The organism is Streptomyces sp. NL15-2K (assembly GCF_030551255.1).
Classification (GTDB): domain Bacteria; phylum Actinomycetota; class Actinomycetes; order Streptomycetales; family Streptomycetaceae; genus Streptomyces.
Window position 1 is genome coordinate 8503282 of sequence record NZ_CP130630.1, and the last position, 24776, is coordinate 8528057.

Below are 24776 nucleotides of genomic sequence, written 5' to 3' on the forward strand. Positions count from 1 at the left end.
TGAACCGGTTACACACATGTATGTGGGGACGCTGTCCTTCGACCTGCTCCTCGGCGACGTACGGTCGCTGAAGGAGAAGCGGTCCGTCGTCCGCCCGATCGTGGCCGAGCTCCAGCGCAAGTACGCGGTGAGCGCGGCTGAGGTGGACCACATGGACCTCCATCGCAGGGCCATCATCGGCCTGGCGATGGTCTCCGGCGACGCGGGGCACCTCACCGACGTACTGGACCGGTGCGAGCGGCTGGTCGCCGGCCGCCCCGAGGTGGAGCTGCTGTCCGTCAGGCGGCGCTTCCACGGCGAAGACGACTGACGGCCGAAGACACCAACTGACGCACCTGAGAACGCAGACAGGAAAGAACGGGAGACGGACCAGTGGCCGACAACGCGCGGGCGAAAAGGCTGGCGGACCTCATCCGAGAGGTGGTGGCCCAGAAGCTGCAGCGCGGGATCAAGGACCCGCGGCTCGGCTCGCACGTCACCATCACGGACACCCGGGTCACGGGTGACCTGCGGGAGGCGACCGTCTTCTACACGGTGTACGGGGACGACGAGGAGCGGGCGGCCGCGGCCGCCGGTCTGGAGAGCGCCAAGGGCGTGCTCCGCTCCGCGGTCGGCGCGGCGGCGGGCGTGAAGTTCACGCCGACGCTGACCTTCGTGGCCGACGCGCTGCCCGACACCGCCAAGACCATCGAGGACCTCCTCGACAAGGCACGCCAGTCCGACGAGAAGGTGCGCGAGGTCTCGGCCGGTGCCAAGTACGCCGGCGAGGCCGACCCCTACCGGAAGCCGGGCGAGGACGAGGACGACACCACCGAATGACCCAGCAGAACCGGACGCCCGACGGCCTTGTCATCGTCGACAAGCCGTCGGGCTTCACTTCGCACGACGTCGTCGCCAAGATGCGCGGCATCGCCAGGACGCGGCGCGTCGGGCACGCCGGCACCCTCGACCCGATGGCCACGGGCGTCCTCGTCCTCGGCGTCGAGAAGGCGACCAAGCTCCTCGGGCACCTCGCGCTGACCGAGAAGGAGTACCTGGGCACGATCCGCCTCGGCCAGACCACGGTCACGGACGACGCCGAGGGCGAGATCACCGAGTCGGTGGACGCCTCGAAGGTCACCCGCGACGCCGTCGACGCCGGCATCGCCCAGCTGACCGGCGACATCATGCAGGTGCCGTCCAAGGTCAGCGCCATCAAGATCAACGGTGTGCGGTCCTACAAGCGGGCGCGCGAGGGCGAGGACTTCGACATCCCCGCCCGGCCCGTGACCGTATCGTCCTTCGCCGTGTACGACGTCCGGGACGCCGTCGCCGAGAACGGCACCCCGGTGCTCGACCTGGTCGTGTCGGTGGTCTGCTCGTCCGGCACGTACATCCGGGCCCTCGCCCGCGACCTGGGCGCCGACCTGGGCGTCGGCGGTCACCTCACGGCCCTGCGCCGGACACGCGTCGGGCCGTACAAGCTGGACGCGGCGAAGACGCTGGACCAGCTCCAGCAGGAGCTGACCGTGATGCCGATCGCCGAGGCCGCCGCGGCCGCGTTCCCACGCTGGGACGTGGACGCCAACCGGGCCCGGCTGCTCACGAACGGCGTACGGCTGGAGATGCCCGAGGTGTACGCGGGCACCGGTGCCGTGGCCGTCTTCGACCCCGAGGGCCGCTTCCTCGCGCTCGTGGAGGAACACAAGGGCAAGGCGAAGAGCCTGGCCGTCTTCGGCTGACGTCTTGACTGTCGGGACCGCGGGCATCCGCCCGTGGAGCGGCGATCACGGGGTAACTCCACTGCCGCCGCTCCACGGTCCCCCTCGGTTCCCCCACCCCTAGGGTGTATCCACCCGCCCCCGTCCATTCACCCGTCCGGGCAGGCGCTCGGAGTGAACCAGGGGAGTGGAGAGGGGCGCGTTCGGCCGAGGAGCAGCGCCCGGAGACCGCCGCCCACGTGGCCGTGTACGTCGACCGGCGCCTCGGAACACACGGCGGCTCCAGCGCCCGCCGGATGATCGAGAACCTGGCCGGCGTACGAAACCCCGCGTGAGCAGGCGAGATCCACGTGCCTCCGGTCACAGCCCTATGCCGATGCGGGCCGCGGGCGCCCGGCATGGCACCCTTAGACCTGCGCAAGAGGATCTGCGCGAAAGGCAGAGAGACGGACACGGGTTCGACAAGGAGCGGTCACAGTGCAGCGCTGGCGTGGCTTGGAGGACATCCCCCAGGACTGGGGGCGCAGCGTCGTCACCATCGGCTCCTATGACGGAGTCCACCGCGGACACCAGCTGATCATCCGGCATGCCGTGGAACGCGCCCGGGAGCTGGGCGTTCCCGCGGTCGTCGTCACCTTCGACCCGCACCCCAGCGAGGTCGTCCGCCCCGGCAGCCACCCCCCGCTGCTCGCCCCGCACCACCGCCGCGCCGAACTGATGGCGGAGCTGGGCGTGGACGCGGTCCTCATCCTCCCGTTCACGACGGAGTTCTCACAGCTCTCGCCGGCCGACTTCGTCGTCAAGGTCCTGGTCGACAAGCTGCACGCCAAGGCGGCGGTCGAGGGCCCCAACTTCCGCTTCGGCCACCGGGCCGCAGGGAACGTGGAGTTCCTGACCGAGCAGGGCAAGATCTACGACTTCGAGGTCGAGGTCGTCGACCTGTACGTGTCCGGTGACGCGGGCGGCGGCGAGCCCTTCTCCTCGACCCTGACCCGGCGCCTGGTCGCCGAGGGCGACGTCGAGGGCGCCTCCGAGATCCTGGGCCGCCCGCACCGGGTGGAGGGCGTCGTCGTCCGCGGCGCCCAGCGCGGCCGCGAACTCGGCTTCCCGACGGCGAATGTGGAGACTCTCCCGCACACCGCCATCCCCGCCGACGGTGTCTACGCGGGCTGGCTCCACGTGGACGGCGAGGCGATGCCGGCCGCGATCTCCGTCGGCACGAACCCGCAGTTCGACGGCACCGAGCGGACGGTGGAGGCGTACGCCATCGACCGCGTGGGCCTGGACCTGTACGGCCTGCATGTCGCCGTCGACTTCCTGGCCTTCGTCCGCGGGCAGGCGAGGTTCGACACGCTCGAGGCGTTCTTGGAGCAGATGGCCGAGGACGTGAAGCGGTGCAAGGAGCTGGTGGCGACGGCTGACGCCGAGTAGTAATCGTCAGTCCCGTCCGAAGGACGCCGAAGGGCGGCCGGTGCCTCACGGGCACCGGCCGCCCTTCGTTCGCGTGCGGCTACTTGCGTGTGGCTACTGCTGCGGGGGAGGGGGCGGAGGCGGGGTCTGCCCGTCGTGCTGGGGGTAGCCGGGGTGGGGCTGGCCCGGCTGCTGGCCCGGCTGTGCGGGGTAGGGCTGGGGCTGGCCGCCGGACTGGGGGTACGGCTGGCCCTGCTGCCCGTGTTGTCCCGGCTGGCCGTACGGCTGGCCCGGGGGGTACTGCTGACCCGGCTGGCCGGGGTAGGGCTGGTGGCCCGGGTGGGGCTGCTGCGGGTACGGACCCTGCTGGCCGGGTGCCTGGCCGGGGGCGTACGGCTGGCCCTGCTGGCCCGGCATCGGAGGTGCGGCGACCGGCGGCGGGTTGCCGTCGCTCGTCCACAGGCCGTGCTTCTGCTGATGCCGTGCGAAGTCCTCGGCGACCATCGCCGCGAGGTTGAAGTACGCCTCCCGCACCTTCGGCCGCATCATGTCGAGGTTGACCTCGGCACCGGCGGCGAGATGCTCGTCGAAGGGGACGACGACCACGCCCCGGCAACGGGTCTCGAAGTGCGCCACGATGTCCTCGACCTTGATCATCTTGCCGGTCTCGCGGACACCCGAGATGACGGTGATGGACCGCGAGACGAGGTCGGCGTACCCGTGCGCGGACAGCCAGTCCAGCGTCGTACTGGCGCTGCTCGCGCCGTCCACGGACGGCGTCGAGATGATGATGAGCTGGTCGGCGAGGTCGAGGACACCGCGCATGGCGCTGTAGAGCAGACCGGTACCGGAGTCGGTGAGGATGATCGGGTACTGGTTGCCGAGTACGTCGATGGCGCTCCGGTAGTCCTCGTCGTTGAAGGTCGTGGACACGGCCGGGTCGACGTCGTTGGCGATGATCTCCAGGCCGGACGGAGCCTGGGAGGTGAACCGCCGGATGTCCATGTACGAGTTGAGGTACGGGATCGCCTGGACGAGGTCACGGATGGTGGCCCCGGTCTCGCGCCGCACGCGGCGGCCGAGCGTACCGGCGTCCGGGTTGGCGTCGATGGCGAGGATCTTGTCCTGCCGCTCGGTGGCGAGCGTGGAGCCGAGGGCCGTGGTCGTGGTCGTCTTGCCGACGCCGCCCTTCAGGCTGATGACGGCGATGCGGTAGCAGGACAGCACGGGGGTGCGGATGAGCTCCAGCTTCCGCTGCCGCTCGGCTTCTTCCTTCTTCCCGCCCAGCTTGAACCGGCCGCCGCCGGGCGTCGGGCGGCTGCTCTTCGCCTTCTGCTTCTTGTTGTTGAGCAGCCGGTCGGAGGACAGCTCGACGGCCGCGGTGTACCCGAGGGGCGCCGCACCCGGGTTGCTCGGCCGCTGATCGTGCTGCATGGCCTGGGGCCAGGCGCCACCGGTCCGGGGGTCCACCGGCGGTTGGCCGTGCGGCGGCTGACCGTGCGGAGGCGGGCCCTGCGGGGACGGACCCTGCTGGGACGGACCCTGCTGGGGCTGCTGGGCGTCGGGCTGCTGCGGAGCGCCGGGGCGCTGCTGCGCCGGGTTGGCCGGCTGGCCGGGGTGTGCGGAGGGCTGCGGGAAGCCGTATCCGCCCTGGGCGTTGGGTGCGGGGGGCTGTGGGAAGCCGTATCCGCCCTGGGCGTTGGGTGCCGGGGGCTGGGGGAAGCCGTATCCGCCCTGCGCGGTGGGCGGCTGCTGAGGCGGAGTGCCGGGGTGCGGGAAGCCGTAGCCGGGCTGCGGAGGGGCCGGAGGGGTCTCCGGGGCCGGCGGCGTCGGCTGGGCAGGCGCGGCGGGCTGGTTCCACGCGTTCGGCGCGGGCTGCGGGGCCTGGGGCTGGAAGGGCGGCTGCGGTGCCGACGTGGGCGGCTGGTCCTGCGCGGGCGCGCCGGATTCCGGCTGCGGCTGTGGCTGCGGCTGTGCGGGCCACTGGGCAGCCGGTGCCGGGGCGGCCGGCTGGTACGACGGCGGCAGCGGCGGCACGTCGCCCTCCGGCACCGGCGGGGGAGTCCAGGAGGAGAAGCCGGACTGGGGGGCGGGGGCCGCATCCGTCGACTCGTCCACGGCGCCACCGGCGTCCTGTGCGGAGGCGTCCTCTGTCTCGCCGTCTGCCGAAGACTCCGCCTCCTCCTCCGTGTCCTCGGCCGTTGTGGACGGAGCGTCGTCGCCACTGTCCACGTCGGCGGACGAGGAGTCGCCGGCGACGTCGGTGGAGGCGTCCGTGCCGGCATCCGTACGACCACTGGCACCAGCACCGGCATCTGCACCGGGCGAGTCCGCCGCCGTACCGCCGGCATCGCTGTCACCGTCACCGGTCGGCGGCGAAGCCTTCTCCGTGGAACCGGCGGCCGCGCTCTCGCTCCCGCCGACGGACGTCTGCCCGGCGCCGGCGCCGGCCGCCGCCTCGGACGCGGCGGCGAGCTCCGCGATCTCCCGCTTCAGGGAGGCAGCGGAGAAGCGCATGGTGTCGCCGCTCTCCAGGTCGCCGTTTCCGGACTCACCCTCGCCGGAAGCGGGGTGGGCAGGAGCGGCAGGAGGAGCAGGCGGCGCAACGGGGGCCTCAGGAGCCGTCGGAGCGGCGGCCTGAGCCCACGGCCCCTGCGGCTGAGCCGGTGGCTGAGGGTGAGCGGGAGCCTGGGGCGGGACGGGTGCGTACGGCTGCTGCAACTCGAAGCCGCTCCTGGCGGGCGGGCTGGGCACGCCCATCGGCTCCCCCGTCGGAGGAGTGGCCGGAGCCGGAGCCGGAGTGGGAGCCGCTGCCGGAAACGCGGAGTCCGGCGGAGGCGAAGCAGCCGACGGCGTCCCCGGGGCTCCCGAGGCACCGGCCGTACCGGTTTCCTGATCGGACTGCCCGGACTGCCCGGACTGCCCGGACTGCCCGGACTGCCCCGACCCCCCACCACCCGCGTTCTGCGTGTACCAGGCAGGCGGCGCGTAGTCGATGGTGAACTCGCCCGTCATCTCGATGGCGGACTCCGCGTCGGGCTGGTCATCGTCGGGTGTGGCCCAGCCCCCGCGGATCCCGTCCCGATCGCTGCTCACAGTTCCTCCTGGTGTGGTCGAGCACCCTCATGCCGTGCCGGGGCGACCATTTCTTGTCGGCCTTGGTCGTTCGAGGTCGTCCGGTCCGCCGGCTCCCCCTGGGGCACCGACGCCCGGTCCACGGGTTCTGGCATCGCGCCCTCTCCCAGCCTAATCACCACGTGCCCCACCCTGGCAGGCCCATCCACTCCATCACGACCCGCGCACTGCTTCACAACGGGCCCGCGAGTGTCGTACACGTCACCACTTCCGATGAACAAACCGCCCGATAACGGGTGTACGGTCGCAAGACAAAGCGGAAGATTCGCCCCCGAATGCTCAATTCGCGTCAGGCGGCAGCCGATTCAGTCCATCCTGCGCGGCGTACCCAACAATCCGATCTCGGCGTCGGTGGGTTGTGTGAGCACATACTGCCGGTCGCGATCGCTACACCAGAGAGTGAGGCCGTCGGAGAGGCCGGGCAGGGCCTCCACCTCGGCCCGCGGCAGCGCCATCGTGCGGCCCAGCTCCGTCGCCTCGTCCGGCGAGATTCTCTGCACCCCGACGAGCCGCGCCTGCCGCAGGAGCCGCGGAGCCACGGGGCTGAGGTACGGCAGTAGGGTCAGCACCGACTGCCAGGGCCCGGAGACGACCCGACCGCGCGGCGGCCGCATACCGCAGTCCCGCACCACCAGCACGGGCGTACCGGCCGAGGTGCCCTGCGGCGGGACCCGCCCGACGTCATACACGGCCAGCCCGTTCTGCCCGCCCCCCATGGCATGCACCATCTGCATCCAGGCCTGCGGCCGCCCCGTCTCCACGGCCACCCGCGCTCCCGTGGCCGCCGCTCTGAGCGCGATGACCTGCACGGTCCACAGCCCGCCGATGAGGACGACGTCGTACGGAGTCGGCCGGTTGATCCCCAACACCGCGGGCCGCCCATCCGCGTCCACTCCGATGACGACGCCGTCGTCGCCGATGGGGAGGGCGAGGGCGCCCAGCTGGTCGACGGACACGGAGTGCCGAGCGTGCCGGGGGCCGATCAGTCCGAGGCCGCTGCGCAGCAGTTCGCGCGCCCGCTCGGGCACAGAGGGCTGTGGCTCACCGCGACCGGTGGCCGCCTGTCCCACGCGCGTGGTCATCGCCGTCACCGGGCACCTCCGAGGGGCAGAGTGGCGAGCATGCCGGGTACCTGTTCCCGGTCGAGGCGGGCGAGCCCCGTGCCCGTGTGCCGGGCCGCGCCCTGCAACGCGCGCCGGCCTGCGACGAGTTCGTCGTCACTGCGCCCGGTCACCCGCAGGTGCCCGCACACGGAGACCTCCTGCCGCTCCCCACGCGTGAGCGTGAGGCTGAAGGTGGTGGCGAGCGCGGGGACGGCCGTGACCAGGGCGAGGAGCTGCGGCAGCGACGGTGCTCTCTCGCCGCCCAGCGCGGGCCACCGGCGGATCCAGTACGTGGTGTGTCTGCGGTTGTCGCAGCGCCAGCTCCGGCTCGACTCCTCGGTCCGCCGCTCCCGCGTCTCCGCCCGTCCGGCCTCCGCCGTCACCAGCGGGTTGGCGCAGGCCGAGGTGGCGATGGCGGAGGTCAGCTCCTCCTCGTCGAGGAGGGACGCCCGGAACCCGGCCCCGGTCAGCCGGCTCGCGAGGTGATCGGCGGCCCGCACGACACACTTCTGCGCCCCGACCAGACCGCCACCGCGCGCGGCCACGGCCTCCGGACACAGCTCCGGGTCGAGCTTCAACGCGATCCACGTGATCCGCACGGCCGGCGCGCCCGTCTGCTCCTGCAGCGGCGCGTAGTTGGCGACGGCCACGGACTGCTGGGGGAGATGAATCGCGGGCGCGGGCTGCGTGTGCAGCACGACCTGCGCCGACTCCAGCCGGATCCCGTCCACCTCCAGGGCGTCGTGCACCAGGCTGAACGGCAGCGGCTGCCGGTTCCGCTCGGCCCGCAGAGCGGTGGCGTCGGCCTCCACCTGCAGAACCGCGGTGACGAACGTGCCGTCCCCGATGATGCCGACGGGCCGGCGGTCACGGCCGGCGTACGTGTACGTCCGCAGACTCGGGTCGCACTCGACGGCCGGCGCGAGCCCCGGCTCCGTGCCCTCCGGTATCGGCGTACTCGCGGCCCGGCGCTGTCGCGCTTTCAACGCCCGTGCGGTGGCCAGCCATTCGGGCAGGGAGCGGCCGCGACGGCGGAAGAAGGAGAGCAGCACCAGACAGACGGCGACGACGGCCGCCGGCACCAGCGCCACGGGATCGATCACCCATCCGACGAGCAGGATGGCGGCCGCGATCTCGAACAGCACGAGGCGTTGCAACCGGAATGCCCCGACCTGACCCGAACGCACCCGGAGGTGGAGCGCGCCCGGCGAGGGCGGCCGTTGCGCCGGTGTCTGCCGGGGCGCTCGCGCCGTTGGCCGGGGCGCCGAGGAGCCTCGTGTCCGCGATCGGTCACGGGACCGGGCGCGTGTTCCGGAAGCCATCACTCCATCCCCCCGTTTTGCTCACAACTCGCTGGTATTTCAGCACCGCACAAGGCCCTTGAGGGCCCGGGTACCCTACCCGCTCCACAAGTCCTCGCGGATACCAGGCATAGTAGGGCTCCGCTCTGACATCGAAGGCGGGGGACCACGTCACCCCGGCGAGCGCGGCCCATGTGAACACGGGGAGAGACAGGCACAGATGGCATCTCGGCGCGATCAGCTCAATGCCTACACCTTCGCGAAGCGCCGCATGCTCGCGGCCTTCCTGCAGTCGTCGCCCGACGGCTCGGAGGAGGGCGCTCCCCGCCCGCTGCGCTCGGTACTCCCCGGCGTCATCGTGGGCGTGGTCGTCATCGCCGTATTCGGGGCGTGGGGCATGTTCAAGCCCACCGCTCCCAAGGGCTGGAACACCCCCAACGCCAAGGTGATCGTCGCCAGCGACTCCACCACGCGCTACGTCGTCCTGAAGACCGGCAAGCAGGTCCAGCTGCACCCGGTCCTCAACATGGCCTCCGCCAAGCTGCTCCTCAACGAGGGCCAGGGCGAGGTGGTGACCGTCGCCGAATCCGTCCTCGACAACGGCAAGATCCCGCACGGCGTCACCATCGGCATCCCGTACGCGCCCGACCGCCTTCCCTCGGCGTCCGAGGCGGGCAGCGAGAAGCGCTGGGCGGTCTGCGAACGTCCCAGCGCGGGCGGCGAGTCCATCCAGAAGGCGGCCCTGGTCCTCGCCTCCCGCGACATGAAGGCGACCGAGGGCAAGGGAGAGAAACTGACGGGCGGTCAACTCCTCTACGTCGCGGGCCCGGACGGCAACCACTACGTGGTGGACGCGAGCGGGCGGTCGTACCCCATCGACAAGAGCGACGAACTGCTGCTGCGCGCCGTCGTCGGCTCCGGCCGGCAGCCGCAGAAGGTCTCCAAGGAGTGGCTGGAGACCCTGCACCAGGGTGACCCCATCTCCTTCCCGGAGATCCCCGGCCAGGTGGGCGCCGCCGCCGACGCCCCCGGTCTGCTGGACGAGGCGACCAACAAGGTCGGCATGGTGCTCAAGGCGGCCGACAACAACACGGTGCAGGATTACGTGGTGCTGCCCGGCCGCGTCGCCCCCATCTCGCCCTTCGTCGCCCAGCTCCTGCTGTTCAGCAAGGACCTGGCCTCCCTCGGACAGGCCGGTGAGGCCAAGCAGCTGGGCCCCAGCGACATCGTCCCCGGCAAGCCGTTCGGCACGGAGTACCGGTGGCCGACCGGGGACCCCCAGCCCGTCAACGAGCCCCGCGGTGCGGCCGGCAGCCGCAGCACCGTCTGCAACGTCCTGCGCGGCGTGAACGCCGGCTCGGGCGACACGACCCTGAGCACCTGGGCGGGCACGGACTTCCCGGCCAAGCTCCCCACCGGCTCCTCCAGCGCCTACGTCACGCCCGGATCCGGCCAGCTCTACCGCCAGTTCCAGGGCGAGGAGACCAAGGCCGGCCCCGTCTTCCTCGTCACCGACACGGGCCTGCGCTACGTCCTGCAGTCCAACGCCGACAGCGGCACGGACGACGCCGGCATCGGTACGACGGCCAAGGAACGCGAGCAGGCCCAGCAGGAGGCCGAGCAGGCCCAGACCCGGCTGGGCTACAAGGACGTGGATCCCGCGCCGATCCCCGCCGCCTGGTCGGAGTTCCTGCCCACGGGACCGCGCCTGTCGACGACGGCGGCACGCCAGCCGCAGGGTTCCTGAGGGGTGCGGACATGCGACACGTGCCTTCTCTCCTCCGTATGACGACCACGGTGGCGGCGACCCTGCTCACGACGGCCCCGGTCGTCCTCGCGTCCCCCGCGGCGGCGGCCGACCTCCCGTACTCGGACCAGTGCTCGTTCCCCAACGGCAAATACCCGGGTCGTCCCTGGTCCCTGCAGCGGGTCCTCCTGGACGAGCTGTGGAGCCAGTCCAAGGGCAAGGGCGTACGGGTGGCGGTGATCGACACCGGCGTGGACGTGACGAATCCACAGCTCACCGACGCGGTCGACGCGAAGAGCGGCCGCAACTTCCTGGACAAGAACCTCAAGGACGAGAACGGCGACCCGATCGAGCGGGGCAAGGAGAACGGCACCACGGACACCGTCGGCCACGGCACCAAGGTCGCCGGCATCATCGCGGCCCGCCCCGCCAAGGGCACCGGCTTCGTGGGCCTGGCCCCCGAGGCGACGATCATCCCGATCCAGCAGAACGACGCGGAGGGCCACGGCACGGCCGAAAGCCTGGCGCGGGCGGTCCGCTACGCCATCCAGGCCGGGGCCGGCGTCATCAACATCTCCCAGGACACGTCGAACGCGGTGAAGCCGACGCCCGATCTGGAACTGGCGATCGACGAGGCCCTGGCTCAGAAGATCGTCGTCGTGGCCTCGGCGGGCAACGACGGTCTCGGCGGCAACGTCAAGGAGACGTACCCCGCGTCCTACAAGGGCGTCCTCGCGGTCGCGGCCTCGGACCGCAACAACGAGCGCGCCTCCTTCTCCCAGGCCGGCGAGTTCGTCGGCGTCGCCGCCCCCGGCGTCGACATGATCTCCACGGTCCCCAAGGGCGGCCACTGCTCCGACAACGGTACGAGCTTCTCGGCGCCGTACGTCGCCGGGGTCGCGGCACTGATCAAGGCGAAGCACCCGAACTGGACCGCCCGCGAGATCGTCGCCCAGATCGAACAGACCGCTGAGCGCACGATCGCGGGCCACGACCGTTTGGTCGGCTGGGGCGTGGTGGACCCCGTCCGAGCTCTGACGGAGGACGAACACCCCGTAGAGTCCCCCAACCCTCAGCAAGGCCTGGGCAAGCAGGAAGCCCCCACCCCGGCCAAGTTCCAGATCGGCGAAACGGCCGAGGAACGTAACGCTCGCCTCGCTACGTATGTGTCCGTGGGGGCGGTGGTTCTTGTAGCCGGGCTGGGCGGTACGGCGGTGGCGATGCGGGATGCGCGGAGGCGGGGACGAAGCGCGGGGACTTCTTCCTAGCCATCTTCCCAACCATCTCCCAACCATCTTCCCGGCCATCAGGGTCACTTGAGGCGTACTGTCCGGACAACCGTACGATTGCCGAAGCATCACCGGACTCGTGACGCCGAAGCGACGGGGGCAGAGGTACGGCATGAGTGTGAACGGAACAGGCTCGGCGCCGGGCGGTACACAGGGCGGCGGGGACGGGCAGGGCAAGAACCTCCGGGTCTCGTCCCAGAACCTGACGAAGCTCGCTCGCGATCTCGACGACATGCAGGATCACCTGGACAAGCAGGTCAAACGCATGGACGCGGTCGTCGACCGTATCGAGGCGGGCTGGCGGGGCCCGGCGGCGACGGCCTACCGCACGTTCCACCGGGCGGCGGCCGAGGACGCCGTACGCATCCGTGAAGTGATGAAGCTGCTGGAGCAGGCCGTACGCATGAGCCGGGACGGCTTCACCGAGAACGAACTCGAGGTGCTCGCGCAGATGCGGTCGATCCAGGTGGACGTCGACAGCGAGGTCGACAAGCTGTCGACGCCGAACACGGAGCCGCCCCCGGCACCGCGCAGCAGCCTCGACAGTTTCTGACCGGCATCGCCAACTGCTCATTGCACAGGCGTAATTACCAAATCCGCGGGGGATCATGCCGACCGGGCCTGCTTCCGACGACCACATAGCCGTCACCTTCTCAACCCTCCACGACCTCGCCACCGATCTCGAGGACATCCTCAAGAAGCTCAACGAAAGGCTGGACGGCCTCTACGACCGCGTCGTACCCGTCGTGCTGTCCTGGGAGGGCGAGACGCGCGACGCGTTCGTCGACAAGCTCGACGAATGGGACCGCTCGGCCCAGGACTTGCAGGCGGCCCAGAAGTGGCTGCACGAGTACGTGACCACCGGCCACACCAACTATGCGGCGGCCCATCAGGCGGTGCTGCGGGGCTGGGGGGCCGCCTGATGGCTACGCCCGCCCCGACCCCGTCGCCCACGGGCGGCACCAGCTCTTCGGGCGGCAGCGCCCCCACGCCCCAGCCGTCGCCGGGCGGCCTGACCGACCCCGGCGGCAAGAACATCTCGCGACAGGACACGAACTCGGCACGTCAGCAACGTGCCGATGAACTGGCGGCGGTGAAGCCCGCTGCTCCACCAGGCAACCTCGTAGGCTTCGACGTGCAGCCGCAGCACGTGCACTACGCCTCCTATTTGCTGCGCAACGCCCAGCACGACTTCTCCGACCGGGCCAAGAGCCTCGTCGACACACTCGACGGCTACGCCCACGCGGTCGGCTGCGGCACCGGACCGGAAGCCTTCGCGAAGGCGTACGCCGAAGCCGCCGCACTCTTCCTGGAGGTGTGGAGCCGGGCGACGGAGGGCGTCGGAGGCGCCGCGGTCGGCCTCACCGTCACGGCGAACAACTACGCGCAGGCGGAGCAGGCAACCGCCCCCCTGGCGCCGGCGGTGGCCAAGAAGAACCCACCTGCCGTCATCAAGAACGCCGGCGCCGGCGGCCCCGTCGCCGAACTCGGCTGGGGCAACGCGCCCGCCGGCGACGGCTGGGGCAACGCGATCATCGACGAGGTCTCCGGCGCCCTGAGCGTGGTCGGCGACGAGATCCTCCGCCCGATCCTCCAACACGCCCTGCGCCACGGGAAGGTCGCCGACATCACGCCGGGCGGTGACGACATCGACCTGCCCAAGATCGCGCAGGCCTGGCGGCAGGCGGGCAAGGACGCCAAGAAGTCGGCGGACTCCTTCGACGACGCGATCGCCTATCTCACGAATCCCGCGCCGGGGAACGATGAGTGGCAGAGCGCTATGAAGCAGTTCTGCTCGGCGATATGGGGGACCACGGCGTGGGGCAAGGAGCACCACAACTACAAGTGGAGCCACGACGACGGGAGACAGCCCGCACTCGATGTCCTCCAGGACTCAGCCCGCGCGCTCGCGACGGCGTGCGAAGGGGTGAGCGCGGAGGTGACGAAGGTCAGGTCCACGATCACCGATGTGTACAAGGACGCGGCCAAGAAGACCTTCGACGTGGGCGGTGTCCTGGACGCGCTCAAAAAGGTCGCCGAACTTCCGGTGATTGCCGCGGAGTTCATCGCCAACATCGACACCGGCCGCCTGAACCACGCCGTTGACAGCTACAACAGCGAGATAGATGCTCTTGGCGACGACCTGACCAAGCTCAAGGCCGCGCTGGAAGAAGCCAAACGCAGTGTGCCTACGTACGCCGCCGAAGAGGCGCGTGCAGAGACGTTCGGTGCACGGTCACTCAACGAGTTCAAGACCGAGCACAAGTACACAACCGATACGGACGAGAAAAACCATTTCTATCCGGTTGACTTGGCCGGCCAGGAAGGGATACACGGCAGCCACGTCATCGACAAACATGCGGGTAAGACGGACGAGCAGCTTGCGCAGCGTCTCAGGGATCAGCAGATCGTCCGTAACGGGCAGGTCAGGCCTGACGCCTCCTCCAGTTTCACGGATATGCCCTCTGCTCAGCGGTTCACGCAGGCCGCGCTCGATGACATCGACAACGCTGCCAGGATCGAGCAATGGATCGAGGGAGTGGAGCGGAGGGCGGCGAACAACCCCAACTACGATCCGAACAGGTCTACGATCGACCCACCCGTCACCCTTTCGTTCAATCAGGTGACAGGGTCCACGGTCAGTCGAGCCGACTATGATGCCCATGGCCTGCAGGCCCAGGCCTCCGACACACATGGAGTGGATGTCGTACTGCGTTATCGCAAAGGCATCGATCCTCCGTTCGTAGTCCTCACGTCAATGCCGGTACCCTGATTTCGCACAAGACCGTGAATCTCGCGGGCGGGAAGATATTACTCATGCAGTCATTTACATGGTCGGCCTTCGATCGAGGGCCCGTAAACAGAATCATGGACATTGTTATTGGGTGCCAGGAGTCCCACGGAGAGCGTGAAGTGGACGAGGAAATAGCCCGGTTCCTGCGTGTGCTCCGCTGGACGAACGAGGTTGAGTGGGTGTGCCCTGTGGTAACGGTGACCGCTCTCCTGGACCTTGCGTCAGAGCTTTGGGCCGACCAGAGAGAAGGGCTTGTTCCGATTTCCTTCAGAGAAAAAGTCGACCGTGCGTCTGGTGGATCCGACCAGACCGAATACCTGAACACGCTCGCAGGGGTCCTCCGGGCGGTCGATCGAGAGTTGCCGAGAGAGTTCGACCGACTTGCGATGTCCGACTGGGAATCAGAAGTCCACTTCGGTAAGCTCTTGGGATTCTATAAAAATTGGGTGAACCTCGGCGAATATGAGACCTTTGAGGATTCTGTGGCTGCTGCTATCGATTCGGAGCACCCTTTCTGCGCAGAACATCTCGGCCCGCTTTCCGCTGAAGCGCAAAGGGCGCTGGTGATGAACCTGCAGTCACCCGAACTCGCGGCCGACGCCGCTCGCGTCATGCCCTGGACCACGACGGAGGAACTGGCTCAGCTGCTGAGCCTCATCAACGACCACATGCGGCACGCTCACGAAACGGCCCGCCTGTGATCACCCGTAGTGCGACCTACCCCGACCGAGAAACGGCCATGTGGGCCACCCAGCAGGTCGTCACGGCCAACGAGCAGGTCATTCACCGGTGGCTCGCTCAGTCCACGCGCCCCCGCTTGGTCATTGAGGCGTCCTGGCCGTCCCGGTCCGAGCCGGTGGGCAGGGTGCTGCTGCAGGCGATGATGTTGGCTGGGCGGGAGCCGGCCGATGTGCGGTCGGCCCGTGTGGTCCTGAAGCGGGACGCATCCAGCCCACACGGTTTCGTCGTCCACGCCACCTTTCCCGTCTACCTGTAGAGATCCGTAGAGGCTGATCACCGTGCCCCTGAGCCCCCTCGAACACGACCGCCGCTACGGCGAGCTGGACCAGGTGATGCGTGCCTACGCCGGACAGTCGGCCGACGACACCGCGGACAAGCCCAGCCAGGCCCTGATCGCGTATCTGCGCCATACCTGGCACAGTCGCCCGTGGTGCCTCGCCGTCGCCGAGCGGCAGTTGCGCGAGTACGCCGACAACCCTCCCGGCCGACTCCGGCTGCGCCTGGGCGAGTTCTACTCGATCCCGGACGTCGGGCTGCCCGAGGGCGAGATTCAGCAGTGGCTGTACTGCCTCGCCGATCACATCAAGCACAGCATCGACGAGGGCGAGGTTCCGGCCATCGCCACCCCCGTCACCCACTGGGAGTGGCACGCCCGCTTCCCCGAACTCGGCCAGTTCCTCGGCGGTTGGTTCTCGCAGGACATGCAGGACGAGTTCGACGACCACGACGCGGCGATCAACGACTACCGGTCCTCCACCGACCCGCAGGTCGTCGCCCGCCTCGTCGGCGAGCTGCACGAGCTGCTCGCCCTCGACCTTGACGAGTCCGATTACGCCTTGGCTGTTGCGGAGCTGGGTATGGAGGTCGACCCGCCGGCCCCGTACTCGCCCGGCGGGTGGCTCGCGCTCGTCGCGGATCGGCTCAGTGGGCCACGGGCGGAGTACGTCCCCCGCACGCGCGGGGACACGAAGTGATCTTGCCTGACGACGAGTTGTCCACCCTGGTGAACGGCCTCTCGCACGAGCTTCGCGTATACGTCAGAGCAGGACGGCTCCGGCCGACCGGTGAGTTGGGCGGACTCACCAAGGCCGTCGCCGAGGAAGTGCACGCCCTTGTCGTCGAACTGCACGAGAGCTACTGGCACCAGTACTCCGACGAGGCCGAGCCTGCCCCTGCATCACAGATTGAAATGTCGCTCTACTCCATGAGCCCGGCAGAGGCCACCGCGCTCATGGCCGAACTCGCCTCCAAAGACCTGGCGTTCGACCAGTTCCCCTTCACGGACCCCGCCGAAGCCGAGGCGATCGCCGAGCGCGTGGTGGGGCTCCTCGGCCCCGAAGCACGGTGGTGGTCCAACTGGGACGACGGCTGCGTGGACGGTGTCACCGGTTGCACGTTCGACGGCCTTGTCGTCGGCAGCGACGGCGACCGCTTCGCCGTACTGATCCAAGTCGCCGACGACTGACCGACGACAGCGCGCCGGAGTCCTCTCACCGCACCCCAGTCATCCCGCGGTCAAGCACAGGCCAGGCTGTGGCCAAACCGCCGTATGGGTTGCGCATGCCCGAACCCCGCCAACCTGACATAGCGGGATTTGCGCGATTGTTCGCTGGCTACGGTGGTGCCGCCACATCATCCACGGGGAAGAGGAGACGGCGGTGGCTATACCGATCCGTTCCCGCCTTCTCGACTACTTCGAGGCGGAGCCGCCCGCAGGTCCGGCTCAGGCCGGGGCCCAACCCCAGACCCAGGCCGGGGCATCGGACCCGCAGCCCCGCAGATCACGCCTTCTCGATTACGTCGAGTACGTCGAGTACACAGAGTGCAGCGAGCGCAGCGAACACCCGGAGGCCGAGCAGTCACCGGGCCCGAAGCCCGGCGTACCCCCGTACCACACACCTGTGTTCGTGCCGGCCCATCCCCGGTACGTCGACACCGCGGACGCCTCCTCCGGCACCCCCACCCGCATCCCCTACATCGCATACGAACTCTTCGGGCACCCCACCGACGGAACCGTGGCCCTCGCCTTCACCACCCTCGACAACCTCGTAGCCGCACTCGGCGAGGCCCAGCCATGGGTGGCCACTTCGATCGGCCCGCTGGCCGAGGGGATGGGCGAGTACGGCGTCACCGTCCTGCTCGACCCGACGGTCGCCACCGGACAACGCAACTGGCAACGGGCCGACCTTGCCGCCTACGCACGGGAGGTGCGCTGATGACCGCCGACTTCAAGGCGATCCTGAGCGACCTCACCGCGATGTCGAAGACCTTCCACGACGAGGCCACCAACTACCGCAAGCTGCACGCCGACGTGGCGCCGCCCGTGGTCGGCGGCGGTGACGCCGGACTGGACCACGCTGTCAAGGAGGTCGCCGACCTCATCGTCGCCTTGCACACCGGCTTCGCCGACCGGCTGGACGACCACGGCGACAAGGTGACGTACGCCCGCGACTCCTTCCGACGGCACGACATCGACGTACACGGCCTGTTCGAGGACCTGATGGCGGGTGACGGCTGATGGCCGACAGCTGGGTCGGCGGTGACATCGGCGGGCTGCGCACGATGGCCGAGACGTACAAGAACGCCAAACCGAAGCTCGACGACGTCGTCCATCCCCTCAGCCGTGCCGTCGACCGCCTTGTGGACGACGCGAGTTGGAAGGGCGAGGCGGCCGAGACCTTCCGTGCCGCCTGGAGCCAGGACGCGCTGACGGCGGGGGCCTTCGCGAGTCTCGTGCACGACGCGGGCGACATCCTTTCCGACCTCACCGACGCACTGACCACCTGTGAGACCGCGCTGCAGAACGCCGAACACGTGGCCACGCGCAAGGGCGTGGCCATGGGAGACCAGGGCGTTCCGCTGCCGATGGTGACGGCGGATCCTCCCGACGCGGCCGGTGCCCAGAAGACGATCGCCGCGATGGACGAGTACGCCAAGGTGCGCAAGGAGATCCTGCACACCGCCCAGCACGCCCGGCTGGTCGCGGCGAACAAGCTCCGCGGCCTGTATGCGCAGGTGACGGCCCCGGTTTCGACCGGCGACAAGATCACCATCGCGGACTATCTCCGAGGCCTGTACGCCTACGACGCCGAGGACGCCCGGGCAGGCGGCCAAGAGGCCCGCACCAAGATCGACAGCGCTGAGGCCGAGGAGCGGGCCGCCAAGAAGGAACTCCGCGCGGAGCGCAGGGCGTTCCAGAAGGCGGGACGCGCGCTTCCCGCGGATCTCCCTGCCAAAGGTGCCTACAAGGATGCCGTGGCCCAGGTCGAGTCGCTGGAGGAGGACATCGCCCGCGCCGACCACGGCAGCACCAAACTGCCGTACGACCGAGCCCTCAACGTCAAGCTGGCCGACGCGGCCGACGCACTGCGCGCGGGCAAGAGCCTGGAGAAAGTCCCGGACTTCCTCAAGGAGGTCCCGGTCCTGGACGTCGCCGCGGCCGGCGCCTGCGGACTGCTGGAAGCCTCGGACGACCACGCCAAGGGGTGGTCCTGGCAGCACTCAGTCACTGTCGACGGCGGCGCCAACCTCGCGGGCCTGGCCGCCGGTACGGCCATCACGGCAGGCCTGGTGGCCCTCGCCCCCTTCGATGTGCCCGTGGCCGTCGTGGCCGGGGTCGGGGGAGCCGTGGTCGTCGGTGCGACCGGCGTCATCGATCACGCCTTCCACGAGCACTGGAGCGAGGACATCCACGACCACGGAGTGGTGGGCGGTGTGCTGCACGGCAGCGGACACGTCCTGTCAGAAACCGGGGACGACTTCATCAGGCTGAAAGACGACGTGTGGCATGGCATCAAGAGCATCTTCTGAAGTCCCCGTCCCCGTCCCCGGCCGCCGGGGCCCGATCCCGGCCCTGCCGGGCCTCGGCACCACGTGGTACGAGCGCGGCGCCCGCTACTGGCTGCGCCGCACCGTCGGCGCCGCCCTCTGGTTCGCCGTGCTGGCCTTCTTCTGCTACATCGCGCTGGTCCTCTACGGCAGCTTCCGCGCGGACCTTTCCCAGACGGTGCGCACCGTCTGGGACTGGACGCAGGCGCTGGCGTCCTGCGCGGCACTGATCTGGGGATGGCAGCTCCAACGCCGCGACCACCACAAGAAACTCCTGGACCCGCCCACCCCCGCCCAGGCCCGCCAGGCCAAACGCGCCGAGACCCGCCGCTCCGTGTGGCTGACCCTCGCGGGCCGCGTCCTCTTCCTGATAGCGGCGCCGGTCATGCCGGCGTTCGCCGCGTGGTGCGTCGGCTGGGTCGTCGCCGCGTTCACTGTGCGGGAGTATCCCAGCGAGGTGGGGGCTCGGCGGGCGTTGGAAGGGTGAGTGACGGCAGGTGCGTATGGGCATCGGCGCCGCAGGTCCGAGGGCCATGCCAAAGACAGGAAGGTTTTGGCATCGCAAAGTTTGAGCCACGCGGTGCCTGACCGATTGGGACGGTTCTTGACAGGGAGCGGGTGTGACGAAGTGCGAGTGGCTTGCCCAAGTTTCAGAGCCTTCGAGGGGGTTCGGAGCGGGTCTCCTGATGGTGTCTCGACAACTTCGTAACTCTCCTAACACAAAGTTCAGTTGGCCGTGATTTACACAATGACTACAGTGGTCATCGAGTGTGTTGATCGGGCCACCGCCTGTGCACCGCGCGATGGCTATACAAACGGGGAACGGGGAGGGTGGGCATGCTGCCTGCGGAGGGCCTCAAGGTCGGCTTGGAGGCGCTCGGAACCTTCAAGAAGCGTGTGGATGCTGTGCTCGCCACGTTCGAGGGCTCGCCAGGCAGCCCTCAGAAGCTCGCGGCGCACGCCCTCTCCGAGGCCTCGTTCAGCGGTTCGGGCGGCTTCGCCGAGGCCAAGGGCCTCCACGGCCAGTACGAGCGCGTCCACGAACGCCTCACCGCACTCTCCAAGAACCTGGGGCTTCAGATAGAGGCGATGCAGATCGCCGTTCTGGGCGCGCAAGGCAACTTCGACAACCTCGACGAGGAGCAGCGGCAGCGGTTCTGGGAGATCCGGACCGAGATCGGCCGTCAGCAGGAGGAAGCGCAGCGGGAGAAGGAGGCCGCGGAGGCGGCGGCAGAAGCGGCGAAGCACGGTGAACCCGCGCCGAAGCGCTCCGGCGACAAGCAGGCAGGGGGCGGCTACTAGTGAGCGACGAGCAGAAGCACCAGGACCCGCACGAGTTCGAGCGGCAGTGGGCCGACTCCCAGGTCAGTGCCATCAACATGGCCAATCATGCGGCGAACGCGTTCGAAGGCTTCTTCGGGGGCGGAAACCTCCGGGTCTTCGGCAAGACGGACTTCGAGCGCCACGCCCTGAACCACATGATCGACATGGTCGAGTCAGCGAACCCGGAGGACCTGGAGACCGCGAGCACCGCTCTGTGGAACGCCCAGACAGCCATCGAGGAAGCCGCCGACGAGCTTGAGGGTCACATCACCCGGGTCGACTGGGAGGGCGAGTCCGGAGAGGCCTTCCGTAAGTGGGGCGCCAAACTCGTGACCCACGCCCGCCACCTGGCCGCCTTCGCCGAGATCTCCGGCACCCAGATCAACGCAGCGGCCACGGGCCTCGCGTCCGTCCGAAGCTCCATGCCGCCCCGGGACACCCGCTTCTTTCCCAAGGAAGTCGAGGAGATTCCCACGCCCCAGCGGGTCGAGGGCAACAAGGAGTACGCGGAGGCGGTCAAGGCCGAGCAGGACCGCCAAGAGGCGATCAACCAGATGAACCGCCTGGCGTCCTTCTATGCGGTGTCGGAGGAGACGCTGGCGGGTTTGGAGCCGCCTACGTTTGAGGCTATGCCGGATGTGGGGGTGCCTAAGCCGGATCCGTCCTACGGGCAAGAGTTCCCGGTCGGTGAAGAGCAAGGTACGGGTGGGCTCGCGGCCGCTCGTGAGTCCGTGTCAGCCAGGCATGACTCTTCGAGCACAGCAACGGGTGAGCGGCGTACGGGAGACGTCACGCCTCCGCTCAGGCACGTGGACGGCCCAACCGTCCACCCCGATGTGAACGTCGGCACGAAGATCGACAGCGTAGGCACCCTGCCACCTCAGGAGACCACGAGGCCGACGACGAGTGTGTCGCCGGTGACCGCTCAAAGCGGACCCAACGGAGGGCCGGTTCCTCCCGTCAACTCGGGGCCGGTTCCTCCTGTCTTCCGCGGACCGACCAGCCGCGCCCCGGGACTTGGCGGCGCGACCGGTAGCAAGTCTCCTATCCAGGCACAGGGCCGCACGGCCACTCCGAGTGGCCCCGCCAGCGGGCGTAGCACCACAGGTCCGATGGGGCGTGCCACCAGTACGGGGCCGTCGGGAATCCGAGGCGGCCCCACGGTGGCAGACAGGTCTCCCACGGGGCGAGGCGTCTCCGGTGGAACAGCTCGTCCCATCGGCGGGGGGCAGGCGAGCGACCGCGCGGGTGGTGCGAGTTCCACAGGTGCGGCGCGCGGCAATGGTGTCGTCGGAGGAAGGCCCGCCGCAGGTTCTCAAGGGGCGACCGGTTCCAGGGTCCCCCGCGGTACGGTCGTCGGCGCCGAGGGCAACACAGGTTCCCGTACGCCCGCCGGCCAGATCGGGCAGCGCGGAGTTATCGGGGCGCCGAACTCCACTCCCGGCACTCGTCCGGGCCAGACTGCCCGACCCCCTGCGGGCAATCCTGACGGCGTCGTCGGAACGCCCAAGGGGCGAACCCCACCAGCGAGAAGCGGTGGACCGGCCGGAGGCGGTGGGGACGCCCCGCACGGCCGGACGGCGAATCGACGGAACACTAACCGCGAAGCTCGTGAGGGTGAGTCTCAGCCGGAGACCCCGCAGCGCAACGCGCCACCAGTGACTGACTGAATAAGAGCGAGGATTTACAGAGGCATGACAGGGACCAGCCCACGTGGCGGATTGACTGCGTTCTTCGCAGGACGTGCCGGAAGACGGATGTCCACCGCGTGCGCGGTTCTCGGTGCTTTCGTAATCGTGTCTTCGGGGCTGGCTCCGAGTGCGGTCGCCGCAGACGTTCAGTCTAAGCAGTGGTACTTGAACGCGATGGACGCCCAAGGCATGTGGAAGATCAGCACAGGCAAAGGCATCAAAGTTGCCGTGCTGGACACCGGAGTGAATCCCGACACCTCATCGCTGAAGGGCCAAGTGCTCGGAGATGAGGTGCCGCAGGCGGTTTCGTATAACGCGACCGAGGACTACACCGGCCACGGCACGACCATGGCGGAGTTGATTGCCGGTACGGGCGCCGGAGGCAGCCTGCAGGGCCTGGCTCCCGACGCGAAGATCGTCCCCTATCGAGTGGTCACCGAGGGTGTGAAGAACAGCACCGACAAGAAGAAGACCCCTTCAGTGGCGGATGCGATCAAGGCTGCCGCTGACAGTGATGCTCAGATCATGAGCATGTCCTTCGGTGGTGACATCCTGGACCCGGACGAGGAGAAGGCCGTCAAGTACGCCCACTCCAAAGGGAAGTTGTTGTTCGCCAGCACCGGCAACGAGGCTGAAACCAAAAACTTCATCGGCTATCCGGCTGCCTACCCTTATGTTGTCGGTGTGGCTGCTGCCGATGAGGAAGGCAAAGTCGGAGACTTCTCAGAGCACGGCAACTATGTCGATCTGGCAGCCCCTGGCCTCAACGCCCCGGTGTGGTGTGACGCGACATTTGGCTCGTACTGTGAGAAAGAGGGGACAAGTATTGCCGCCGCCATCGCCTCCGCCTCCGCCGCCCTCATCTGGTCCGCCCACCCCAACTGGACGGCCAACCAGGTTCTCCGTAGTTTGATCGACACAGCCGGCCGCGACTGGCCGAAGGACCAGCCGAGCAATTACCTGGGCTACGGCTTGGTCCGCCCTCGCAAGGTGCTGGAAAACAACAGCGTCAATCCGGGTCCTGCCAACACGGACCCCCTTAGCTACGAGAACGGAACCGGCGTCACGGAAGCCTCCTCCTCGACCTCTCCGTCCCCTTCCGTCTCAGCCTCGTCACAAGCACAGAAGAAGACTTCAGGCGGCCAGACTTCAGTTGCAAAATCAAGCTCAGAGGGTTCCGACAACACCATGTGGATAACCCTTGGAGCCGCGGGCGCTGTGGTCGTGATCGGAGGCGGTGCCTTCGCCGTGGTTCGTTCGCGGCGTGGCGCATGACGAATCACGCGCGATTGATCCCGTCGCACACAACAGTTCCGACGCAGGCCGGCCACACCGGTACGGAAGTGCGACGACCAGTGCATCACCATTCGGTGACGCACGCAGAAATGAACCACAGCTCTCACGAAAGGGAGTCCCGAAATGGCTGACGGCCGCAAGCTTGACGACGGTCAGGTACAGAAGCTCCAGACGAATGTCATCGATCGATACGACTCGATCAGGCAGACGCTCGCCCAGCTGCAGGGAACGATCGACATGATCGAGAAGGCGTGGACGGGCCAGGGCGCCAACGCCTTCAACACGAAGCAGACGGAAATCAACTCCCACATGGCCGCGATCGGCCGGATGCTCGACGACTTTCTCGAGGGCATCCAGATGACCAAGACCGACAAGCGCAACCTCGAGGACCAGATCGAATCCGACATCGCCAAGATCTCGGTGGACGACCTCGGTGGAAAGACTTCGGCGCTCAACAGCTACTGAGGAACCATTCGCGGCCCTGAGCCGCATCCGCTGTTCGGGCTGTCAAGTCCGGCTGAAATCGTCACAGAAACGAGGGAATCATGTCCGGAGTCCACTACGACGACCTTGCCGTCACGTACGGCGTCATGGACGCGCTCGCCACCGAGCTCGGTGACAAGGCCAAGAAGCTCGAGGAAGACCTCGAGGCCCTGAAGAAGGCCGTGCTCGATGTGTCCGCGGGCTGGGGCGGCGAGGCACACGACGAGTTCGCCAAGAAGACTAAGGTGTGGGACAGCCACGCCCGAGGCATCCACCAGGCGCTGGTCACCATCTCGCAGCGGGTCCACACCGCCGGCGGTGACTACCGCGGCGGCGACCTGAAGGGCGCCAGCTACTTCCAGTAGAAGCGAGCAGTCTGCAGGACCAGGGTGGGCACACACGGGAGGTGCCCACCCTGTGTCATGCCCGGCAACCGGACTCCCGCAGGGCTGTGCTCGGGCGGGCTCTCCCGGCGTGACGGGGGCACCGAACAAGGACTCCGGGACGGCGCTGCGGCGTCCGCCGCATTGGTGTGGGATAACACGGCTACGGTCTGGTCCGCCCCCGGCGATCCGCGTGAACGGCAGGGCACAACCCGGAACAGGCCCACCAGATCGTCTGCCGTCAGTGGCGCGGTGGCTTTGGACGGACGGCCGCCGGCCTTCAACGCCTCCATCACAAGGCTCGCAACGTCATCGCACTGGAGATCTTCAAATGTGCAGGTTACGGGCGGCACAGCGTCAATGTGGCTTCTGCGTCGTTTTGAATATGCGTATCAGTTCATGCAGAGCGGCGGGAGTCGTAGCCAGGATGACCTCCGGCTCGTCGCTTTCGCGGAGGTGAATCGTGCCGGTGGGAGCGGCGGCGACGTAGACGCAGTTCGAGCCGTCCGGGCTGTAGGTCGACTTCTGCCAGGCAAGTGTGTGCATGTCGTC

The 24776-nt window shown here is 68.6% G+C and carries 26 protein-coding genes; 21 read left to right on the plus strand and 5 right to left on the minus strand.

What is annotated here, in order from left to right:
• Positions 1-16: 16 nt before the first annotated feature.
• The 4 genes from Q4V64_RS38245 to Q4V64_RS38260 all read left to right on the plus strand — a co-directional run bounded on the left by Q4V64_RS38245 (position 17) and on the right by Q4V64_RS38260 (position 3131).
• A complete protein-coding gene (locus tag Q4V64_RS38245; protein ID WP_095749689.1) occupies positions 17-310 on the plus strand; it encodes a DUF503 domain-containing protein in 294 nt (97 codons plus the stop codon).
• 62 nt (positions 311-372) lie between these two features.
• A complete protein-coding gene (gene rbfA, locus Q4V64_RS38250; protein WP_124438853.1) occupies positions 373-819 on the plus strand; it encodes a 30S ribosome-binding factor RbfA in 447 nt (148 codons plus the stop codon).
• A complete protein-coding gene (gene truB / locus Q4V64_RS38255; protein ID WP_124438852.1) occupies positions 816-1721 on the plus strand; it encodes a tRNA pseudouridine(55) synthase TruB in 906 nt (301 codons plus the stop codon). Before rbfA ends, truB begins: the two co-directional genes overlap by 4 nt.
• 456 nt (positions 1722-2177) lie before the next feature.
• Entirely contained in the window at positions 2178-3131 is a 954-nt protein-coding gene (locus tag Q4V64_RS38260) for a bifunctional riboflavin kinase/FAD synthetase (protein WP_124438851.1), read from the plus strand.
• A gap of 93 nt (positions 3132-3224) precedes the next feature.
• Here Q4V64_RS38260 and Q4V64_RS38265 read toward each other — a convergent pair whose 3' ends face one another.
• The 3 genes from Q4V64_RS38265 to eccE all read right to left on the minus strand — a co-directional run bounded on the left by Q4V64_RS38265 (position 3225) and on the right by eccE (position 8670).
• Positions 3225-6206, minus strand: coding sequence for an SCO5717 family growth-regulating ATPase (locus Q4V64_RS38265; protein WP_124438850.1), 2982 nt, complete (start codon positions 6204-6206; stop codon positions 3225-3227).
• A 344-nt stretch (positions 6207-6550) separates the two neighbouring features.
• Complete coding sequence (locus Q4V64_RS38270) at positions 6551-7327, minus strand: hypothetical protein (protein WP_253266849.1); 777 nt, start codon at positions 7325-7327, stop codon at positions 6551-6553.
• Positions 7328-7332: 5 nt separating this feature from the next.
• Positions 7333-8670, minus strand: coding sequence for a type VII secretion protein EccE (gene eccE / locus Q4V64_RS38275; RefSeq protein ID WP_124438849.1), 1338 nt, complete (start codon positions 8668-8670; stop codon positions 7333-7335).
• A gap of 199 nt (positions 8671-8869) precedes the next feature.
• On the opposite strand from eccE, the gene eccB reads away from it, so the two are divergent.
• From eccB to Q4V64_RS38345, 14 genes are all read left to right on the plus strand, one after another.
• A complete protein-coding gene (gene eccB, locus Q4V64_RS38280; RefSeq protein WP_124438848.1) occupies positions 8870-10396 on the plus strand; it encodes a type VII secretion protein EccB in 1527 nt (508 codons plus the stop codon).
• 38 nt (positions 10397-10434) lie between these two features.
• Entirely contained in the window at positions 10435-11664 is a 1230-nt protein-coding gene (gene mycP, locus Q4V64_RS38285; RefSeq protein WP_253266848.1) for a type VII secretion-associated serine protease mycosin, read from the plus strand.
• A gap of 133 nt (positions 11665-11797) precedes the next feature.
• Positions 11798-12238, plus strand: a complete 441-nt coding sequence (locus Q4V64_RS38290; RefSeq protein ID WP_124438846.1) for a WXG100 family type VII secretion target — start codon at positions 11798-11800, stop codon at positions 12236-12238.
• Positions 12239-12293: 55 nt separating this feature from the next.
• Complete coding sequence (locus Q4V64_RS38295; RefSeq protein WP_124438845.1) at positions 12294-12608, plus strand: WXG100 family type VII secretion target; 315 nt, start codon at positions 12294-12296, stop codon at positions 12606-12608.
• The gene (locus tag Q4V64_RS38300) at positions 12608-14458 is read left to right on the plus strand and encodes an RNase A-like domain-containing protein (protein ID WP_253266847.1); all 1851 of its coding nucleotides are present in this window, start codon (positions 12608-12610) and stop codon (positions 14456-14458) included. Before Q4V64_RS38295 ends, Q4V64_RS38300 begins: the two co-directional genes overlap by 1 nt.
• A 140-nt stretch (positions 14459-14598) precedes the next feature.
• Positions 14599-15180, plus strand: coding sequence for a hypothetical protein (locus tag Q4V64_RS38305; protein WP_124438844.1), 582 nt, complete (start codon positions 14599-14601; stop codon positions 15178-15180).
• A complete protein-coding gene (locus Q4V64_RS38310) occupies positions 15177-15476 on the plus strand; it encodes an RNase A-like domain-containing protein (RefSeq protein WP_124438843.1) in 300 nt (99 codons plus the stop codon). The genes Q4V64_RS38305 and Q4V64_RS38310 overlap by 4 nt, the downstream gene beginning before the upstream one ends.
• Before the next feature lie 22 nt (positions 15477-15498).
• Positions 15499-16194 (plus strand): contact-dependent growth inhibition system immunity protein, encoded by a 696-nt coding sequence (locus tag Q4V64_RS38315; RefSeq protein ID WP_124438842.1) that lies wholly within the window; start codon positions 15499-15501, stop codon positions 16192-16194.
• Positions 16191-16685: a hypothetical protein gene (locus tag Q4V64_RS38320; RefSeq protein ID WP_124438841.1), complete on the plus strand. Its 495-nt coding sequence runs from the start codon at positions 16191-16193 to the stop codon at positions 16683-16685. The genes Q4V64_RS38315 and Q4V64_RS38320 overlap by 4 nt, the downstream gene beginning before the upstream one ends.
• Before the next feature lie 193 nt (positions 16686-16878).
• Entirely contained in the window at positions 16879-17436 is a 558-nt protein-coding gene (locus Q4V64_RS38325; RefSeq protein ID WP_253266846.1) for an SAV_915 family protein, read from the plus strand.
• Positions 17436-17738, plus strand: coding sequence for a DUF6317 family protein (locus Q4V64_RS38330; protein ID WP_124438840.1), 303 nt, complete (start codon positions 17436-17438; stop codon positions 17736-17738). Before Q4V64_RS38325 ends, Q4V64_RS38330 begins: the two co-directional genes overlap by 1 nt.
• Positions 17738-19030: a hypothetical protein gene (locus tag Q4V64_RS38335; RefSeq protein ID WP_124438839.1), complete on the plus strand. Its 1293-nt coding sequence runs from the start codon at positions 17738-17740 to the stop codon at positions 19028-19030. Before Q4V64_RS38330 ends, Q4V64_RS38335 begins: the two co-directional genes overlap by 1 nt.
• The gene (locus Q4V64_RS38340; RefSeq protein ID WP_172629097.1) at positions 19008-19535 is read left to right on the plus strand and encodes a hypothetical protein; all 528 of its coding nucleotides are present in this window, start codon (positions 19008-19010) and stop codon (positions 19533-19535) included. The genes Q4V64_RS38335 and Q4V64_RS38340 overlap by 23 nt, the downstream gene beginning before the upstream one ends.
• 350 nt (positions 19536-19885) lie before the next feature.
• Entirely contained in the window at positions 19886-20350 is a 465-nt protein-coding gene (locus Q4V64_RS38345; protein ID WP_216377576.1) for a hypothetical protein, read from the plus strand.
• Here Q4V64_RS38345 and Q4V64_RS38350 read toward each other — a convergent pair.
• A complete protein-coding gene (locus Q4V64_RS38350) occupies positions 20347-20514 on the minus strand; it encodes a hypothetical protein (RefSeq protein ID WP_172629096.1) in 168 nt (55 codons plus the stop codon). The genes Q4V64_RS38345 and Q4V64_RS38350 overlap by 4 nt on opposite strands.
• 1614 nt (positions 20515-22128) lie before the next feature.
• Between Q4V64_RS38350 and Q4V64_RS38355 the strand changes: the two genes are divergently transcribed.
• The 3 genes from Q4V64_RS38355 (at position 22129) to Q4V64_RS38365 (ending at position 24206) form a co-directional block, all read left to right on the plus strand.
• Entirely contained in the window at positions 22129-23337 is a 1209-nt protein-coding gene (locus Q4V64_RS38355) for a S8 family serine peptidase (RefSeq protein ID WP_124439088.1), read from the plus strand.
• 144 nt (positions 23338-23481) lie between these two features.
• Entirely contained in the window at positions 23482-23823 is a 342-nt protein-coding gene (locus tag Q4V64_RS38360) for a WXG100 family type VII secretion target (protein WP_124438837.1), read from the plus strand.
• An 80-nt stretch (positions 23824-23903) separates the two neighbouring features.
• Positions 23904-24206 carry a WXG100 family type VII secretion target gene (locus Q4V64_RS38365; RefSeq protein ID WP_124438836.1) on the plus strand — a complete coding sequence of 101 codons (303 nt, stop codon included), beginning with the start codon at positions 23904-23906 and terminating at the stop codon, positions 24204-24206.
• Positions 24207-24581: 375 nt separating this feature from the next.
• Here the strand turns inward: Q4V64_RS38365 and Q4V64_RS55485 are convergent, their stop codons facing one another.
• Complete coding sequence (locus Q4V64_RS55485) at positions 24582-24770, minus strand: DUF397 domain-containing protein (RefSeq protein WP_124438835.1); 189 nt, start codon at positions 24768-24770, stop codon at positions 24582-24584.
• Positions 24771-24776: the final 6 nt, after the last annotated feature.

Coding starts and splice junctions, on each gene's coding strand:
- Q4V64_RS38270 (WP_253266849.1), bottom strand. CDS start 7,327: ATGACCACGCGCGTGGGACAGGCGGCCACCGGTCGCGGTGAGCCACAG.
- Q4V64_RS38345 (WP_216377576.1), top strand. CDS start 19,886: ATGCTGCCTGCGGAGGGCCTCAAGGTCGGCTTGGAGGCGCTCGGAACC.
- mycP (WP_253266848.1), top strand. CDS start 10,435: ATGACGACCACGGTGGCGGCGACCCTGCTCACGACGGCCCCGGTCGTC.
- eccB (WP_124438848.1), top strand. CDS start 8,870: ATGGCATCTCGGCGCGATCAGCTCAATGCCTACACCTTCGCGAAGCGC.
- truB (WP_124438852.1), top strand. CDS start 816: ATGACCCAGCAGAACCGGACGCCCGACGGCCTTGTCATCGTCGACAAG.
- Q4V64_RS38355 (WP_124439088.1), top strand. CDS start 22,129: ATGTCCACCGCGTGCGCGGTTCTCGGTGCTTTCGTAATCGTGTCTTCG.
- Q4V64_RS38335 (WP_124438839.1), top strand. CDS start 17,738: ATGGCCGACAGCTGGGTCGGCGGTGACATCGGCGGGCTGCGCACGATG.
- Q4V64_RS38290 (WP_124438846.1), top strand. CDS start 11,798: ATGAGTGTGAACGGAACAGGCTCGGCGCCGGGCGGTACACAGGGCGGC.
- Q4V64_RS38330 (WP_124438840.1), top strand. CDS start 17,436: ATGACCGCCGACTTCAAGGCGATCCTGAGCGACCTCACCGCGATGTCG.
- Q4V64_RS38340 (WP_172629097.1), top strand. CDS start 19,008: ATGGCATCAAGAGCATCTTCTGAAGTCCCCGTCCCCGTCCCCGGCCGC.
- eccE (WP_124438849.1), bottom strand. CDS start 8,670: ATGGCTTCCGGAACACGCGCCCGGTCCCGTGACCGATCGCGGACACGA.
- Q4V64_RS55485 (WP_124438835.1), bottom strand. CDS start 24,770: ATGCACACACTTGCCTGGCAGAAGTCGACCTACAGCCCGGACGGCTCG.
- Q4V64_RS38365 (WP_124438836.1), top strand. CDS start 23,904: ATGTCCGGAGTCCACTACGACGACCTTGCCGTCACGTACGGCGTCATG.
- Q4V64_RS38295 (WP_124438845.1), top strand. CDS start 12,294: ATGCCGACCGGGCCTGCTTCCGACGACCACATAGCCGTCACCTTCTCA.
- Q4V64_RS38300 (WP_253266847.1), top strand. CDS start 12,608: ATGGCTACGCCCGCCCCGACCCCGTCGCCCACGGGCGGCACCAGCTCT.
- Q4V64_RS38245 (WP_095749689.1), top strand. CDS start 17: ATGTATGTGGGGACGCTGTCCTTCGACCTGCTCCTCGGCGACGTACGG.
- Q4V64_RS38360 (WP_124438837.1), top strand. CDS start 23,482: ATGGCTGACGGCCGCAAGCTTGACGACGGTCAGGTACAGAAGCTCCAG.